Source organism: Agromyces sp. MMS24-JH15 (genome assembly GCF_043518605.1).
In the GTDB taxonomy this organism is placed as follows: domain Bacteria; phylum Actinomycetota; class Actinomycetes; order Actinomycetales; family Microbacteriaceae; genus Agromyces.
The window spans coordinates 2,010,921-2,024,064 of the sequence record NZ_CP171358.1 but is presented as its reverse complement, the minus strand read 5'-3'; the positions used below and the strand labels follow the sequence as shown (position 1 = coordinate 2,024,064).

General features: G+C 70.2%; 13 protein-coding genes. 5 read left to right on the top strand and 8 right to left on the bottom strand.

Annotated features, from left to right (window positions below; genetic code table 11):
- Positions 1–99 precede the first annotated feature (99 nt).
- On the top strand, positions 100–753 hold the full coding sequence (locus ACDF64_RS09215; RefSeq protein WP_394550631.1) for a winged helix-turn-helix transcriptional regulator: 654 nt from the start codon (positions 100–102) through the stop codon (positions 751–753).
- A 132-nt stretch (positions 754–885) separates the two neighbouring features.
- On the opposite strand, the gene ACDF64_RS09210 is transcribed toward ACDF64_RS09215, so the two are convergent.
- Both ACDF64_RS09210 and ACDF64_RS09205 read right to left on the bottom strand, forming a co-directional pair.
- On the bottom strand, positions 886–1,305 hold the full coding sequence (locus ACDF64_RS09210) for a hypothetical protein (protein ID WP_394550630.1): 420 nt from the start codon (positions 1,303–1,305) through the stop codon (positions 886–888).
- Positions 1,302–2,030: a cyclase family protein gene (locus tag ACDF64_RS09205; RefSeq protein ID WP_394550628.1), complete on the bottom strand. Its 729-nt coding sequence runs from the start codon at positions 2,028–2,030 to the stop codon at positions 1,302–1,304. Before ACDF64_RS09205 ends, ACDF64_RS09210 begins: the two co-directional genes overlap by 4 nt.
- Positions 2,031–2,128: 98 nt before the next feature.
- Between ACDF64_RS09205 and ACDF64_RS09200 the strand changes: the two genes are divergently transcribed.
- The gene (locus ACDF64_RS09200) at positions 2,129–2,521 is read left to right on the top strand and encodes a nuclear transport factor 2 family protein (RefSeq protein WP_394550627.1); all 393 of its coding nucleotides are present in this window, start codon (positions 2,129–2,131) and stop codon (positions 2,519–2,521) included.
- A 7-nt stretch (positions 2,522–2,528) separates the two neighbouring features.
- On the opposite strand, the gene ACDF64_RS09195 is transcribed toward ACDF64_RS09200, so the two are convergent.
- From ACDF64_RS09195 to ACDF64_RS09180, 4 genes are all read right to left on the bottom strand, one after another.
- On the bottom strand, positions 2,529–3,110 hold the full coding sequence (locus ACDF64_RS09195) for an RNA polymerase sigma factor (protein ID WP_394550625.1): 582 nt from the start codon (positions 3,108–3,110) through the stop codon (positions 2,529–2,531).
- A 250-nt stretch (positions 3,111–3,360) separates the two neighbouring features.
- Positions 3,361–4,002 carry a GyrI-like domain-containing protein gene (locus ACDF64_RS09190; RefSeq protein ID WP_394550623.1) on the bottom strand — a complete coding sequence of 214 codons (642 nt, stop codon included), beginning with the start codon at positions 4,000–4,002 and terminating at the stop codon, positions 3,361–3,363.
- 11 nt (positions 4,003–4,013) lie between these two features.
- Positions 4,014–4,301, bottom strand: coding sequence for a DUF1905 domain-containing protein (locus ACDF64_RS09185; protein WP_394550621.1), 288 nt, complete (start codon positions 4,299–4,301; stop codon positions 4,014–4,016).
- A gap of 584 nt (positions 4,302–4,885) precedes the next feature.
- Positions 4,886–5,455, bottom strand: coding sequence for a DUF4240 domain-containing protein (locus ACDF64_RS09180; RefSeq protein WP_394555092.1), 570 nt, complete (start codon positions 5,453–5,455; stop codon positions 4,886–4,888).
- 92 nt (positions 5,456–5,547) lie between these two features.
- Here ACDF64_RS09180 and ACDF64_RS09175 point away from each other — a divergent pair, with 92 nt between their 5' ends.
- Entirely contained in the window at positions 5,548–5,892 is a 345-nt protein-coding gene (locus ACDF64_RS09175; protein WP_394550619.1) for a hypothetical protein, read from the top strand.
- A 49-nt stretch (positions 5,893–5,941) separates the two neighbouring features.
- The gene (locus ACDF64_RS09170) at positions 5,942–6,760 is read left to right on the top strand and encodes a hypothetical protein (RefSeq protein WP_394550617.1); all 819 of its coding nucleotides are present in this window, start codon (positions 5,942–5,944) and stop codon (positions 6,758–6,760) included.
- Positions 6,761–6,863: 103 nt separating this feature from the next.
- Here ACDF64_RS09170 and ACDF64_RS09165 read toward each other — a convergent pair whose 3' ends face one another.
- Positions 6,864–7,835: a hypothetical protein gene (locus tag ACDF64_RS09165; protein WP_394550615.1), complete on the bottom strand. Its 972-nt coding sequence runs from the start codon at positions 7,833–7,835 to the stop codon at positions 6,864–6,866.
- Between the two features lie 851 nt (positions 7,836–8,686).
- Positions 8,687–11,410, bottom strand: coding sequence for an ATP-dependent Clp protease ATP-binding subunit (locus ACDF64_RS09160; RefSeq protein ID WP_394550613.1), 2,724 nt, complete (start codon positions 11,408–11,410; stop codon positions 8,687–8,689).
- A 156-nt stretch (positions 11,411–11,566) separates the two neighbouring features.
- On the opposite strand from ACDF64_RS09160, the gene ACDF64_RS09155 reads away from it, so the two are divergent.
- Positions 11,567–13,057 carry an ATP-dependent endonuclease gene (locus tag ACDF64_RS09155; protein ID WP_394550611.1) on the top strand — a complete coding sequence of 497 codons (1,491 nt, stop codon included), beginning with the start codon at positions 11,567–11,569 and terminating at the stop codon, positions 13,055–13,057.
- Positions 13,058–13,144: the final 87 nt, after the last annotated feature.

Below are 13,144 nucleotides of genomic sequence, written 5' to 3'. Positions count from 1 at the left end.
GCTCCTGTGCGCGAGTGCGTCGGCACGAGTCTCGACCTCGGGCGCGGATGGCCGCCCGCCGTTCGACCGGAGAAATTCGACACGGCGTAGAATCCAGCGGTGCCCCGTCGCGTCGGAGACTTCCGCGGTCTCACCCAGCCGAGTCGACTCCGCCTGCTCCGGGCGATCCAGCGCGAGCCCGGCCTGCGCGTCCGCGACCTCGCCGAGGCCTGCGGCCTCCCGCAGAACACCGTGCGCGACCACCTCCAGGTGCTCGAGCGCGAAGGCCTCATCCGGAGCGAGGCGATGCCGACTCGGACGCGCGGGCGCCCGCCGGTCGGGTACCACCCGGTTCGGGATGCCGCGTCGAGCGAGGTCGCGCGCGAGCGGATCGCCGACGCCCGCCGGCGTGGTGCGCTATTGCGCGCGGCGATCGGCGCGGCGGACAGCCCTGGCGAGATCGACGCCCACGAGGAGACGGCCGCCCGCGACGACGGCCTGCGGGCCCAGCTCGACGTGCTCTACGAGCACCTCGACGACGCGGGCCTGGAACCCGAGGCCGACGAGTCGGCGCTCACCTTCGACTTGGCGCCGTGCCGATACCACGACCTCCTCGACGAGGACACGGCGCTCGTCTGCGCGACGCACGCGCAACTCGTGCGCGACGTGCTCGGGCAGGTCGACGGTCCGCTCGCGCTCCGACGCGTCGAGCCGTTCGTGACCGCCCACCGCTGCCGCGTCGAGCTCACCCGCCGTCCATCGGTGGTCGAGTAGCGCCGACGCGCAGCGGCGACGCCCACCGGTGGTCGAGTAGCGCCGACGCGCAGCGGCGACGCGTATCGAGACCACCACCGCGGACATGGTCTCGATGCGGTCGCTCCGCTCCCTACCCGACCACCGGCGACGTCAGCGCCCGATCAGCGCGTTCACCCAGCCCGGGCCGACGACCTGCGCGGCCTCGGGCAGTCGCGCGCGCAGGCCGCGGTCGGCGGTCACCACGAGCACCTGCTCGCCGGCCGCCGCCCTCGCGGCCGCGACCTCGGCCACGGTCGTGTCGCCGTCGGCCGGCGCGAGGACGACGGTGAGGCCGGATGCCCCGGGCGGGACATCCGCGTCCCTCGCCCGACCCTCGACGATCGCGACGATCTCGCGGAGCACCACCGGTCCATCGGCGGGCCCGGCGACCGAGCGGCCCGCGAGCGGTGCGAGGGCCGCGAGCAGTCGCGCGGCCGCGCCGGCGCGATCGCGCCACCAGCCGTCGGGCCGCGACCCCATGACGTTCGCGAGGTCGACGACGAGCGTCGCGACCACCGGATCGGCCGTCATCGGCCGGCGCCGTCGGGCTCGTCGTCGTCGGGCTCGGCGTCGAACGCGACCGCCCGAACCGGCGCGCCGTCCGCGTCGATCGGCAGCGGGAAGAACCCGACCCGCACCTGCTCCGGCAGGCCGTCGAGGTTCGCGAGGTTCTCGACGATGAGCCCGTCCGCGCCGAGCACGGCGGCGTGCACGGGGAATCCGGGCTCGACCTGCGCCGGGCCGCCCTGCGCCGAGCCCTCCTGGGCCGGGTCCGTCTCGCCGCCCGCCGTCGGGTCGGGGCTCAGCGCGTCGGTCGCGAGCACGTGCACGCCCCGGCGCAGGAGTTCGGCCGCGGCATCCGGGTCCAGGTAGGGATGCTCCAGCGCCGCCTGGGTCCCGAACCGCGACGCCCACCCGGTGTCGACGACCACGATCGGCGGCACGCGCGCCGGCAGCCCGCCGGGGACCGCGCGGTCGAGGTCGGCGAACGAGATGCGGGCCCGAGGCGCGAGCGGACCGAGGTGGACGACGAGCGCGTCGCCGACGAGTTCCTCGAGCCGGACGGCGGCGGTCGTCCGTCCGCCCGGGATCGCGTGGGCCGGGGCATCCAGGTGCGTGCCCGTGTGCGAACCGAGGTGGAGTGCCGCGACGGCCGCGCCGTCGCGGGCGAGGTCGAGGGCCGGCTCGACGCGCACCTCGGGGTCGCCGGGGTAGACCTGCATGCCGGACTCGATGCGCCGGCTCAACTCGCGCACGACGGCATCCTCGCAGAGGCGTCCGACGCGCGCACGATCCCGCGGGCCCGTGCGGCGTGGCGATTGTGGTCGGCGCGCGGGCGCGGCATCCTGAACCCATGAGCGATCGTGAAGAGTTCCTCACCTGGCTCGACGACGAGCTGGTCCAGGCCGAGCGGGCGATGATGAACGGCGACGACGCGCCCCGCCGGTCGATCTGGTCCTCGGGCGATCCCGTGAGCGTGTTCGGGGCGTGGCGCAGCGCCGTCGGCCGGGCCGCGCTCGTCGAGGCGTTCGACGCAGTCGCGCGGAACTTCTCGGACTGCTCCGCGTGGGAGTTCGACCTGATCGCGTACGACGTCGTCGGCGACATGGCCTACACGGTCGGCTACGAGCGGATCACCGCGTCGATCGACTCCGAACCGCGCACGTTCACGCTCCGCGCGACGCAGGTGTACCGCCGCGAGGGCGGCGCCTGGAAGGTCGTGCACCGCCACGCCGACGGGCCCTGACCGGGTCTCAGTCGGCTCCGCCCACCTGCTCCGCGAGCGCGGCGCGCGCACGCGTGAGGCGCTGCCGGACGGCGGTATCCGACAGGCCGAGCTCCTCGGCGATCCGGCGCGTCGGCAGCTCGTTGCCGTAGCGCAGCTCCACGACCTCGCGCAGCACGTCGGGCAGCGCCTGGATCGCGAGCGCGGTCTGCCGAACCCGGGACTGGTGCTCCCAGGCCGCCTCGGCGCTCTCGACCACGACGGTGAGCACGCCACGAGCGCGCGCGCCGGTGGCGGGGTCGGACTCGGCACCGCGACCGACCTCGCCGATGATCGAGCGCTCGCGCTCGCGCCGGCGGTACTCGTCGATCACGACGCGTCGCGCGATCGTGTCGACCCAGGCGCAGATCGCCGGTTCATCCGCGCTGCGCAGCTCCTCGACGTGCTCCAGTGCGGTGAGGGCGACCGCCTGCGCGGCATCCTCCGCGTCCTCGTGCCGGAGGCCGAGGCTGACCGCGCGCCGGCGCAACCGATCGGGCTGCTCGGCGAACATCGTGCGGAGCACCTCGGCGGGCCCGACGGCGATCGGGGGTGACGACTCGGCCTGCATGGATCCTCCGCTCGGGTTCGGAGATCGGGTTGGAGATCGGGTTCGGGTGCTGCACGACGGATGCCGTTGGTCGCGAGGCTATCCGATCCGGAGGGTTGTCACATATCGACATGTTCCGCGTCTCCCTTCTGAAGCCCCGCCGTGCGTGCGCGTGCGGGGAGGCCGCCGACCCGCGCGAACACCCGGTTTCACTGGGGGGACCGAGCGCTCCGCGGGTCGGCGGCAGGGGGGCCGAACGGCGCAGGTGCGGTTACGCGGTCCGCACCGGCTGTCGCAGGATCGTCCGCAGCTTCTCGGGCGCGACCCGGCGCGGGTCGCCCAGGTAGATCTCGTGGTGGTCGCCCGCGAACGCGAGCCCGCGTTCGGGCATCCACTCGTCGTGGAGCCGCGCGAGCGTCGGCGCCTCGTCGTCGTACGAGCCGACGTGCAGGATCTGCGCCGACAGCCCCTCGTGCATCCGTTCGAGGCGGAGCCCGTCGAGGGCGGCCGCGAGCGGGGCATCCGGCCGCTTCTTCACGCGGACCGCGGCCACGGCGGCGTCGACGGATGCCTCGTCGACCCAGTCCGGCTGGGCGATGAGCACCGTCCACGACCACGCGGACTTGTCGCGCGCGACGAAGGCGCCCGGGTCATCCGCGCGCCAGAGCGCCTCGAGCGGCGCGACGACCGCGTCGCGCCCGTGCTCGCGCCGGCCCGTGAACTTGAGCGTGTACGCGACCGGGTACAGCGCGCCGAGCGCGGCCGCGTAGGCGGGTGCCGAGTTCGGGTTGCCGTGTCCGTCGATCGCGAGATACCGGATCGGCGGGACCTCGACGAGCGCGAAGTCCGCGCCGCGTCTCGGCGCATAGCACTCGGGGTGGACGCGCTTCACGTCCCAGGGGAGGTCGGCCATGCCCGCCCGCCTCAGATCGCGATCGACATGCGGACCTCGACGACGTCGTCGACGTCGACCCCCTCGCCCGCGCGCACGCTCGCCTTGACCGGGAGGATGTAGCCGCCGTCCTTCGGCCAGAGCGCGGTGGTCCACGTGCTGTCGCCGATGCGCGCCGACACCGGGACCATGCCCCACCCGTAGGTGACGGCCGGCGAGACCTCGGCGATCGTCTCCGACTCGGCGACTGGCACCGTGACGAAGTGGAAGGGCGCGGGCCCGCGCCAGTACCAGATCGTTCCGCGGAAGTTCAGGTCCATGTGCCCACCGTAGGCGCCGCGGCCGACACGCAGGCCACCGCGGACGGACGATCGGATGCCCCGTCCCGGATCGGCAGCACCGGGTCGCGCCCGATCAGGCCGAGTGGCGGCCGCGGGGCGAGCGGCTGAACAGCCGTCGCGCGGGAACGAGTCGGTCGTGCCGTACCGGGGTCGAGGATGCGGCCCGGGTCGACGCGGTGCCGCGGTTCGAAGTAGCGCCTCGGGGCGACTCGGTGACTCGGCTCGCGGCGCGGTCCCCCACCGGCGCGTGCGTGCGGCCCGCCGGCGCGACCGCCCAGTCCGAGCCGTCGAACGCGCCGCGCGACGTCGGCCGCGCGTGGTCCACTCCGCGCTCGCAGTCGCACGGCAGGATTGACCGCTCCCCGATCTGCCCGGTCACGTGCTCCAGGTGCGTCGCCACGCCGTCCGTCCCTCTCCTCGTCCGCGGGCCGGTCGGCGCGCGCATTCCCACGAATGACACCGAGCCTGCCGCGGACCGCGGCTCGCGGCATCCGGACCAGCCCTGAGTTCGCGAACTCGTTCCGCACGAGGCCGACTCGGCCGCGCGCCTGCATCGCCGAGCGTCAGAGATCGAACTCCTCAGCCGGATCGGACGGGTGCACCCCGCCGCTCACGCGATTCCACCAGGCCGCCAGACCGGGGTGCCGATCGTCGGAGGTCTCCTCGTCGAACGGCTCACCGGCCGGTTCGCCGTCGACGAGTCCGCGGAGGTCCTCATCGTCGTCGTCGTCGTCGTCCTCGTCGAGGTCGACACCGCGCTCTTCGAGCACCTCGTCGACCACGTATTCGAGCAGTTCGTTCTCGAGCTCGTCGGTGTCGAGGAAGGGCACCAGCTCGTCGGGCGACTCGAGCGCGAGCTGGACCGCCCGCGCCCCCTTGCCGATCAACCAGGAACGGAAGTAGTGGAATGCGTCATCGCTCAGGCCGCCGGATGCCGCGTACCCGGCATCCCAGACCGCCCAGTCATTGAGTCGCACGAGCTGCCGACGGAACTCGACGCCGAACGCCGCGACCTGCTCGTCGGGCAGCGACGCGAGCACCTCCCGGAGCGCGTCGGGGTCGGCGCTCGGCGCGAGCGGGCCGGCATCGACTCGCGCGGCATCGATGAGGGCGTAGAACTCGGTCTCGGTCAGGCGCCGAACCTATTGGGCGCCACCGACACGCGCCCGGCGGCGGCCCCGAGTCGGCAGTCGGGCCCGGCAGCGAGCGGGCCTAGAGTGTCCGCATGTCGACCGCCCGTTCGATCCTGCGCTGCGCCGCCGGCGGCGCGCTGCTCGTCAACGCGATCCCGCAGGGGACCGCGGGCGTGCGTGGCGAACCGTTCCCGACGCCGTTCGCCTCGCCGCCGGGCGTCGGGCTCTCCGCGCCGGTCGTGAACGTCGCGTGGAGCGCGGTCAATGCGGTGGTGGCTGCGGTGCTGCTCGGCCGGGGCATCCGGACGCCCGGCGAGCGCGTCGCCGTCGCGCTCGGCGCCGTCGCGATGGCGTTCGTCGTCGCATTCCACTTCGGCAGCGTCCGCGCGGGCGGGCGCGGGCTCCGGGGAGTCGGCCGCGGCCGCGCTCGGTCCTGACGCCCGGATCGCTGCGAGAATCGCCCTGGGTCCGAGAACGGAGGCGTCGATGCGGGAAGACGAGCTCGCCGAGCACGTGCGGCAGGTCGAGTCGGGGTTGGCCGACGAATGGCTGCGACAGAACAACCTGATGTACGGCGCCCTCGTCGGCATCTGCATCGTGCTCGTGCAGCCGTACGTCGCGAGCGGCGAGCCGTCGCCGCTCGGCATCGCGAGCGTCATCCTCTTCGCGGTGGCCATCCCCGTGCTCGCCGCGCTCATCGCGCTGAACTGGCAGGAGCTCTATCGCCACCGCGCGGCGAAGGCCCGATCCGTGACCGTCGCGCGTTCGATCGGGGTGGGGACGGCGGTCGCCGGGATGGTGACGACGTTCTGGGACGTGAACTGGATCGCCGGGGTCGCCGTGCTCGTCGCCGCGTTCGTGGCGATGTTCGTGCACAGCGCGGGCTACGCGGGCCTCGAGGGGCTGCTGCAGCCGAGCACCTGGTCGCGGCGCGCGGACGGGCGAGCGGATGCCCCGGGCGGCGCGTCGTCCGAGACATCCGCCCCGCCCGCCGGAGCGGAGCCGGCGTTCACGATCTGCTGCCTGCTCTGGGCGCACCCTGGGCTCGACGACGACCTCGTGGCCTACGAGGATCGCGTGCTCGCGCTCATGCCGGACTACGCCATCGAGGTGACCGAGCGCATCCGGAGCGATCGCGGGGCGGAGCATCCGACCGAGGTGCAGCTCTACCGGGTTCCGAGCCAGGCGCTGCTCGACGCGTACCTCGCCGACCCGCGCCGGCTCGAGCTCGCCCCCGAGCGCGACCGCGTCATCGCCCGCACCGAGCTGTTCCGGGTCCCGGCGGCCGCCCCGGTGGTCGGGTAGCGGCGAGGCTTCCCGGTGGTCGAGTAGCGCCGGCGCGAAGCGGCGACGCCACCCGGTGGTCGAGTAGCGCCGACGCGAAGCGGCGACGCGTATCGAGACCAGGTCACGAATCCTCGACGAGCGCCGGAATCACGGGATCAATGCCAGCCGACTCGGCAGCCTTCGCCCTGGCGAGGTAGTGCTGCCGCTCCTCCCCCGTCGACCGCGCGGCGACCAGTCGATAGCCCACGGGCTCCCAGGCCGTCGTGATCGCAGGTCCGCCGTCGGGATATCGCCCTTCCATCGTCGACGCGGCGAACGCGGCGGCGAGCACCAGGAGATTGCGGTGCTGGTCGGAGTCGAGATCCCCACGTCCGAGGTCGAGTTCGACCTCGCCGATCGCCATCCCGTTCCGGCGGATCGTCGCGGCAGCCGAACGCCCGTCGAAGATCGTCACCTGCAGCAGCCACGGTGTCGCGTTGAACAGCGCCTGGATGACCCAGGCGATCGCCGAGGCGATCCCGCTCCCGCTTCGATCGGCGAGCGTGATGAATTCGCTGAGGTCGGGCGCGCCGACCTCCGGAACCCGCCGTCGGAGGATGACGGGATAGACCTTGCGCATCTGCATCAGCGCGTCGATCGCCCACGCCTCGTTCGATTCGCCGCTCGGCGCGATGACTTTCGCGTCGAGACGGGCTCGGGTTGCGAGGCCGATCCCGAGCGTAATGGCGGCCAGCCAGGCGAGCGGCGTCGAGACGGCCAGCCACGTGACCAGGCGGTCGGTGGCGAACGCGGTCGTCAGCACGGTGACGATCGGAGTGGCGACGAGGAGCGACCATCCGATCGACCGGAACAGCGTCCCGGTCCGCCGTGACACCCGGAGGTTCCGGATGAGCGGCAGCAAGGTGATGAGGCGCGCGACGACGGCGATCGCGACCCAAGCCACCAGGATCGCGAACAGGGCATTCCCGAGCGGGGTGAGCACCTCCGTCATGAATCGGTCCCAGCCGGCCCCGATGCCGGTGGTCCAATCGCTCAGACGACCGCCGTCCTCGGAGGCCGTGACGCAGCCGCTCAATGCGAGTGTGCCGGTCACGACGGACGCCGCGACGAACGCCCGCTTCCATCGTCGTGTGCCGAGTGCCATGGACATGATGCCTGCCGGGATCGTCATCCTGCGCGCCGGATTCGGGGTTGCCGACCGGTCAATCGGATTGCGGGGTCGTCGACCGCGCGGGCGGGCGGGAACGATAGGCCGGAGGAGGCAACGGCCGTCCCGTTCGGCGGGGCCGCGGCGCGCTCCTCCTTGGCCCGCTCCTCGATGCGTCGGTCGGGCTCAGCCTCCTCGGGCTGGTGCCGACGGCGACCTTGACGGGGGCCCACATGGCGGCATGTTAGGCCGCGTGGGCTGCCCCGGGATCAGTGGTCGCCCTGATCCGACGACCGGTAGGTGGGCATCGCGGCGACGAACGCTCGGAGTAAACGAGAACGGGACTGGGAGAAGGACGCGACCGAGTTCGAACTGAACGCGGAGATCGTCGGCGCCGCGGTCGCGTTGATTCGACGGCACGCGGTCACGAACTCACCGCGTCCGACGACTACGCCAAGCTCGGCGAAACGGTTGCCGCCGATCGCCAGTACGCGATCGGCAAGGCCCTCGATCGGGCTGCCCTCCTGCTCAAGCGGTCCCCGAACGGTCAGCTGCTGAAGCCGAGCGAGTCACCTGCCGGCGACGGGGACCACTCCGCCTCGCATGGCTGACTCCGACCTCGAAGGAACACCCGACCGTCGCGACACGAGGAACGGCCCGGCCCCTCCTCGGAGGGGCCGGGCCGTGTGGTCTCGATACGCGTCGCCTTCGTCGGCGCTACTCGACCACCGGAATGCCGTCGGCGCTTCTCGAGCATCGGAATGCCGGCAGCGCTTTTCGACCACCGAGGTCGGCGGCTACGCCGCGCGCGGCACGTCCACGTGGACGCGCGGCACGGATGCCACGACGAGCGCGTCGCCCGAGGCATCCACCGTCACGCCCTCGCCGTCGCCCAGCGCACCCGAGACGAACAGGTCGGCGATGCGGTCGTCGACCTCGCGCTGGATGAGCCGGCGCAGCGGGCGCGCGCCGTACTCGGGCTCGTAGCCGTGCTCGGCGAGCCAGGCGACCGCGGCATCCGTCACCTCGAAGGCGACCTCGCGCGCGGCGAGCCGCGACACGGTCGCTCCGAGCATGAGGCGCACGATTTGCGCGATCTCGGGCTGCGACAGCTTCTGGAAGATGACGATCTCGTCGATGCGGTTCAGGAACTCGGGGCGCATCGCCTCGCGCACCTTGCCCATGACGCGCTGGCGCAGGTCGTCCTGCGACGAGAATCCGTTGGCCGAACCATCCGCGGATGCCACGAATCCGAGCGCACCCGACCGCGAGGCCAGGAACTCCGAACCGAGGTTGCTCGTCATGACCACGACCGTGTTGCGGAAGTCGACCGTGCGGCCCTGGCCGTCGGTGAGGCGTCCGTCGTCGAGCACCTGCAGCAGCAGGTTGAACACGTCGGGGTGCGCCTTCTCGATCTCGTCGAACAGCACGATCGAGTACGGGTTGCGCCGCACGCGCTCGGTGAGCTGCCCGGCCTCGTCGTAGCCGACGTATCCGGGAGGGGCGCCGACGAGCCGCGACACCGTGTGCCGCTCGCCGAACTCGCTCATGTCGAACCGGATGATCGCGCCCTCGTCGTCGAACAACCGGTCGGCGAGCGCGCGAGCGAGCTCGGTCTTGCCGACGCCGGTCGGTCCGAGGAAGAGGAACGAGCCGACCGGACGCTTCGCGTCGCCCATGCCGGTGCGGTTGCGGCGCACGGCCTTGGCGACGGCGGTGACCGCGTCGTCCTGGCCGATGACCCGGGCGTGCAGTTCGGCCTCGAGGGTCGCGAGGCGTTCGCGCTCGCCCTCGGTGAGGCGGTTCACCGGGATGCCGGTGGCCCGCGAGATCACCGCCGCGATCTCGGCCTCGTCGATGACGGCTTCCCGGTGGTTGAGCTCGTCGCCGCTCCGGTGGTTGAGCTCGTCGAAACCACCCTCAGTGGTCTCGATACGCTCGCTGGCGCTCGCTACTCGACCATCGGAAGGCGCTACTCGACCACCGGAAGACGCTCCTCGCCCGCCGGAGGTCGCGACCTCCAGCCGGTCCTGCACCTGCTGGATCTCGTCGCGGATGCGGGATGCCTCCTCGTAGTGCTCGGCCGTGACGGCGGCGTTCTTGTCGGCCTCGAGGGTCGCGAGGCGCTCGATGAGGACACTCACGTCGACCTTCACGCCGAGGCGCAGCCGCAGGCGCGCGCCGGCCTGGTCGATGAGGTCGATCGCCTTGTCGGGCAGCACGCGGTCGCTCAGGTAGCGGTCGCTGAGCTCGACGGCGGCGCGGAGCGCGGCTTCCGTGTACTCGACGCCGTGGTGCTGCTCGTACGCGGACTTCAGGCCGTGGAGGATGAGCACGGCGTCCTCGATGGAGGGCTCGCCGACCTTCACCGGCTGGAAGCGGCGCTCGAGCGCCGGGTCTTTCTCGATGCGGCGGTACTCGCTGAGGGTGGTCGCGCCGACCAGGTGCAGGTCGCCGCGCGCGAGGCGGGGCTTCAGGATGTTCCCCGCGTCGGTGCCGCCGTCGCCGGAGCCGCCCGCCCCGACGACCGTGTGGATCTCGTCGATGAAGACGATGAACTCGCCCTTGTTCGCGGCGATCTCCTCCATGGTCTTCGTGAGGCGCTCCTCGAAGTCGCCGCGGTACCGGGTGCCGGCGAGCATCCCGGGCAGGTCGAGCGAGATGACCCGCTTGCCGAGGAGGGCCTCGGGCACGTTCTCCTCGACGATCGCGCGGGCGAGGCCCTCGACGATCGCGGTCTTGCCGACGCCGGCCTCGCCGATCAGCACGGGGTTGTTCTTCGTGCGGCGGCTGAGGATCTCGATGGTCTGCTCGATCTCGTCGACGCGCCCGATCACCGGGTCGAGCTCGCCGTTCTCAGCGAGGGCGGTGAGGTCGAGGCCGAACTTGTCGAGCATGGGGGTATCCGTGGGTTGAGTAGCGCTCGACGGAGTCGAACGCGTATCGAAACCCTCGTCGCCGAGGCCGCCGTCGATCGTCTCGCGCACCTGCTGCGTCAGCGCCTCCGCGGTCACGCCGGCGCGCGCCAGCACCTGGCCGGCGGGGGCATCCTGTCCCAGCACGAGCGCGAAGAAGAGGTGCTCGGGGTCGATGTACGTCGCACCCGACGAGCGGGCCACCTGGTAGCTGTGGAACAGGGCGCGGGATGCCGCGGGCGTGATGGTCGCCGAGTTGGCACGCTCGTTGAGGTCGCCGAACCCACCCTCGTCACCGCGGGTCGCGGGAAGCCGCGCCTCGGTGGCGGTGATGATGCGCTCGGGGCTCGCGCCGACGCGGCGGATCGCCTGCGCGACCGACTCGTCCTCGACGATGACGCGCAGGATGTGCAGCGCATCGAGGTCGGTCTGGCCGCGCTCGAGCGCGAAGCGTCCGGCACGCTGCAGGATGCTCTGGGTGCGGGCGGTCAGGAAGCGGCTGAGGTCGATCGACCGTGCCTGCCGCGCCTGCTCACCCGCGAGATACCGGGCGAGGAAGTCGTCGAACGAGCTCGATCCGGCATCGGGGTTGAAGTCTTCGGGCACCTGTACTCCTTGAACTTGAGTGGGGTTCGCTCAAGTTCAACGCGATGGGGGCACGGGTATTCCCGGCCCCAAAACTGGGGACGGAGGTGCCGCGCACAGGGGCCCGGCTTGGAAATAGAGTTTGGGCGTTAGCTGTGACTTAGCCGAAGGGTTCCTGTGTACATCAAACGACTCGTCGTCGAGAACGTCCGAAGCTTCGAACAACAGGAGTTCGTATTCTCCAATGGCCTGAATCTCCTCGTTGGCGAAAACAACTCCGGGAAGTCCACTGTCTTCGAGGCATTGCTCTATGCAGCGACGAACTACCGGCCAGAGAACTTCCATCGACAATCTGGCGGTGCTCTGCGAGTTGAGGTTTGGATTGCCGGAATAGATCTTGAGTCACATCTAGCGGACGAGAAGTTCGCGCGCTATCGGGACTACGTCTTCACCGACGAGGACGGAGATACCTGCCTCCGCGCAGAGCGAAGCGACACACTAAGGAGCGTGACTCAATCAGGGAAATCCGTGGCCTTGGACGGCAAGAAGCTTTGTCTTTGGCACCCTATTCGCGGACAGTTCGAAAACCCCACGGGGATTGACGCTGTGTTCCGGTCCCTGCTCGACCTTGAGCCAATCTGGGCTACGACTGAGCCTGGATCTGTGGTGGATTTCAATACCACCAAGACGCTCGGAAAAATGCTCGCCACCAACGTAGGCGACTTCTTCGAGACCGGAGTATGGAGCCAGTTTGAGACCGCGCATGAAGCGGCATTTATCGATGGACCCGACTCTCTCCGCCATCGATCCAGCGCCCTCGCCGATCGGCTCAGCAGCGTTGTGAAGGAACAGTACGGCCAAGCGGACATTCGATTCGTCTTCGAGATGCCAGATCCATCGACGTTCTTGAAATCTGGCAGGGTGCATGTCGATGATGGCTCGGGCGAAACCCCGCTTTCCGCGAAGGGATCAGGAATGCAGAGGGCTCTCGCGCTCGCTGTCATCCAAGAGTTTGGGCGCACGATCGGGAAACTTGGCGGGGCAGCGTTGCAATCGCCCCTCATTCTCCTAATCGACGAGCCTGAGACGTGGCTGCACCCGCGCGCCCAACTCAGGCTCGCGGAAGCCCTGAGAAGTCTAGCTTCGGCGGAACAACTCTTCGTGACAACCCACTCGCCTTACCTTTTCGGCGAATTTAATTCGAGTCGTGATCGAGTCATCTGCATGAGTCGGGATGCCGAGGGCAAAAGAGTTGTCGAGTATGAAACAAAAATGGGCCTCGTCATTTCAGGCAAACCCAGCGTCGGTGAGGTTGGGTTCAGCGCATTCTCTATTCCTACCACTGATTTTCATGATGAACTCTACGGCGCGGTTATACGCCATCTGGAGTCGAACGGAGGCAAGTCTGACGAAACGGCGGTTAATGCGTTCCTCAACAATCAGGGCATCGTAAACTCGCTCACCTGGACGAGGTCCGTCGGCGGCGCTGAGGGTCGGTCGTATTCAGTATCACTTCCAGTATTCGTTCGAAACTCGATTCATCACCCCGAGAACACCTTCAATCCGAAGTTCACCGCGGAACAACTTCATGCCTCGACAGTTGCACTTGTTGATCTTGTGCGCGCATTGCGAGTCGAGTCGAACGCCGAACTTCCGCTTGCGAGTTGACTCGACGCTTGGTCGAGGGATGCCTCCGCCCGCAGACAGTCGAGGAGTGTTCGCAGAAGGGGAAGCAGGGCGCACTTCGCGCCAATC

Bases quoted from the DNA above. Each gene is read 5' to 3' on its own strand.
- ACDF64_RS09195 (WP_394550625.1), bottom strand. From the start codon at position 3,110: ATGCAGGCCGAGTCGTCACCCCCGATCGCCGTCGGGCCCGCCGAGGTG.
- ACDF64_RS09175 (WP_394550619.1), top strand. From the start codon at position 5,548: ATGTCGACCGCCCGTTCGATCCTGCGCTGCGCCGCCGGCGGCGCGCTG.
- ACDF64_RS09185 (WP_394550621.1), bottom strand. From the start codon at position 4,301: ATGGACCTGAACTTCCGCGGAACGATCTGGTACTGGCGCGGGCCCGCG.
- ACDF64_RS09210 (WP_394550630.1), bottom strand. From the start codon at position 1,305: ATGACGGCCGATCCGGTGGTCGCGACGCTCGTCGTCGACCTCGCGAAC.
- ACDF64_RS09170 (WP_394550617.1), top strand. From the start codon at position 5,942: ATGCGGGAAGACGAGCTCGCCGAGCACGTGCGGCAGGTCGAGTCGGGG.
- ACDF64_RS09190 (WP_394550623.1), bottom strand. From the start codon at position 4,002: ATGGCCGACCTCCCCTGGGACGTGAAGCGCGTCCACCCCGAGTGCTAT.
- ACDF64_RS09200 (WP_394550627.1), top strand. From the start codon at position 2,129: ATGAGCGATCGTGAAGAGTTCCTCACCTGGCTCGACGACGAGCTGGTC.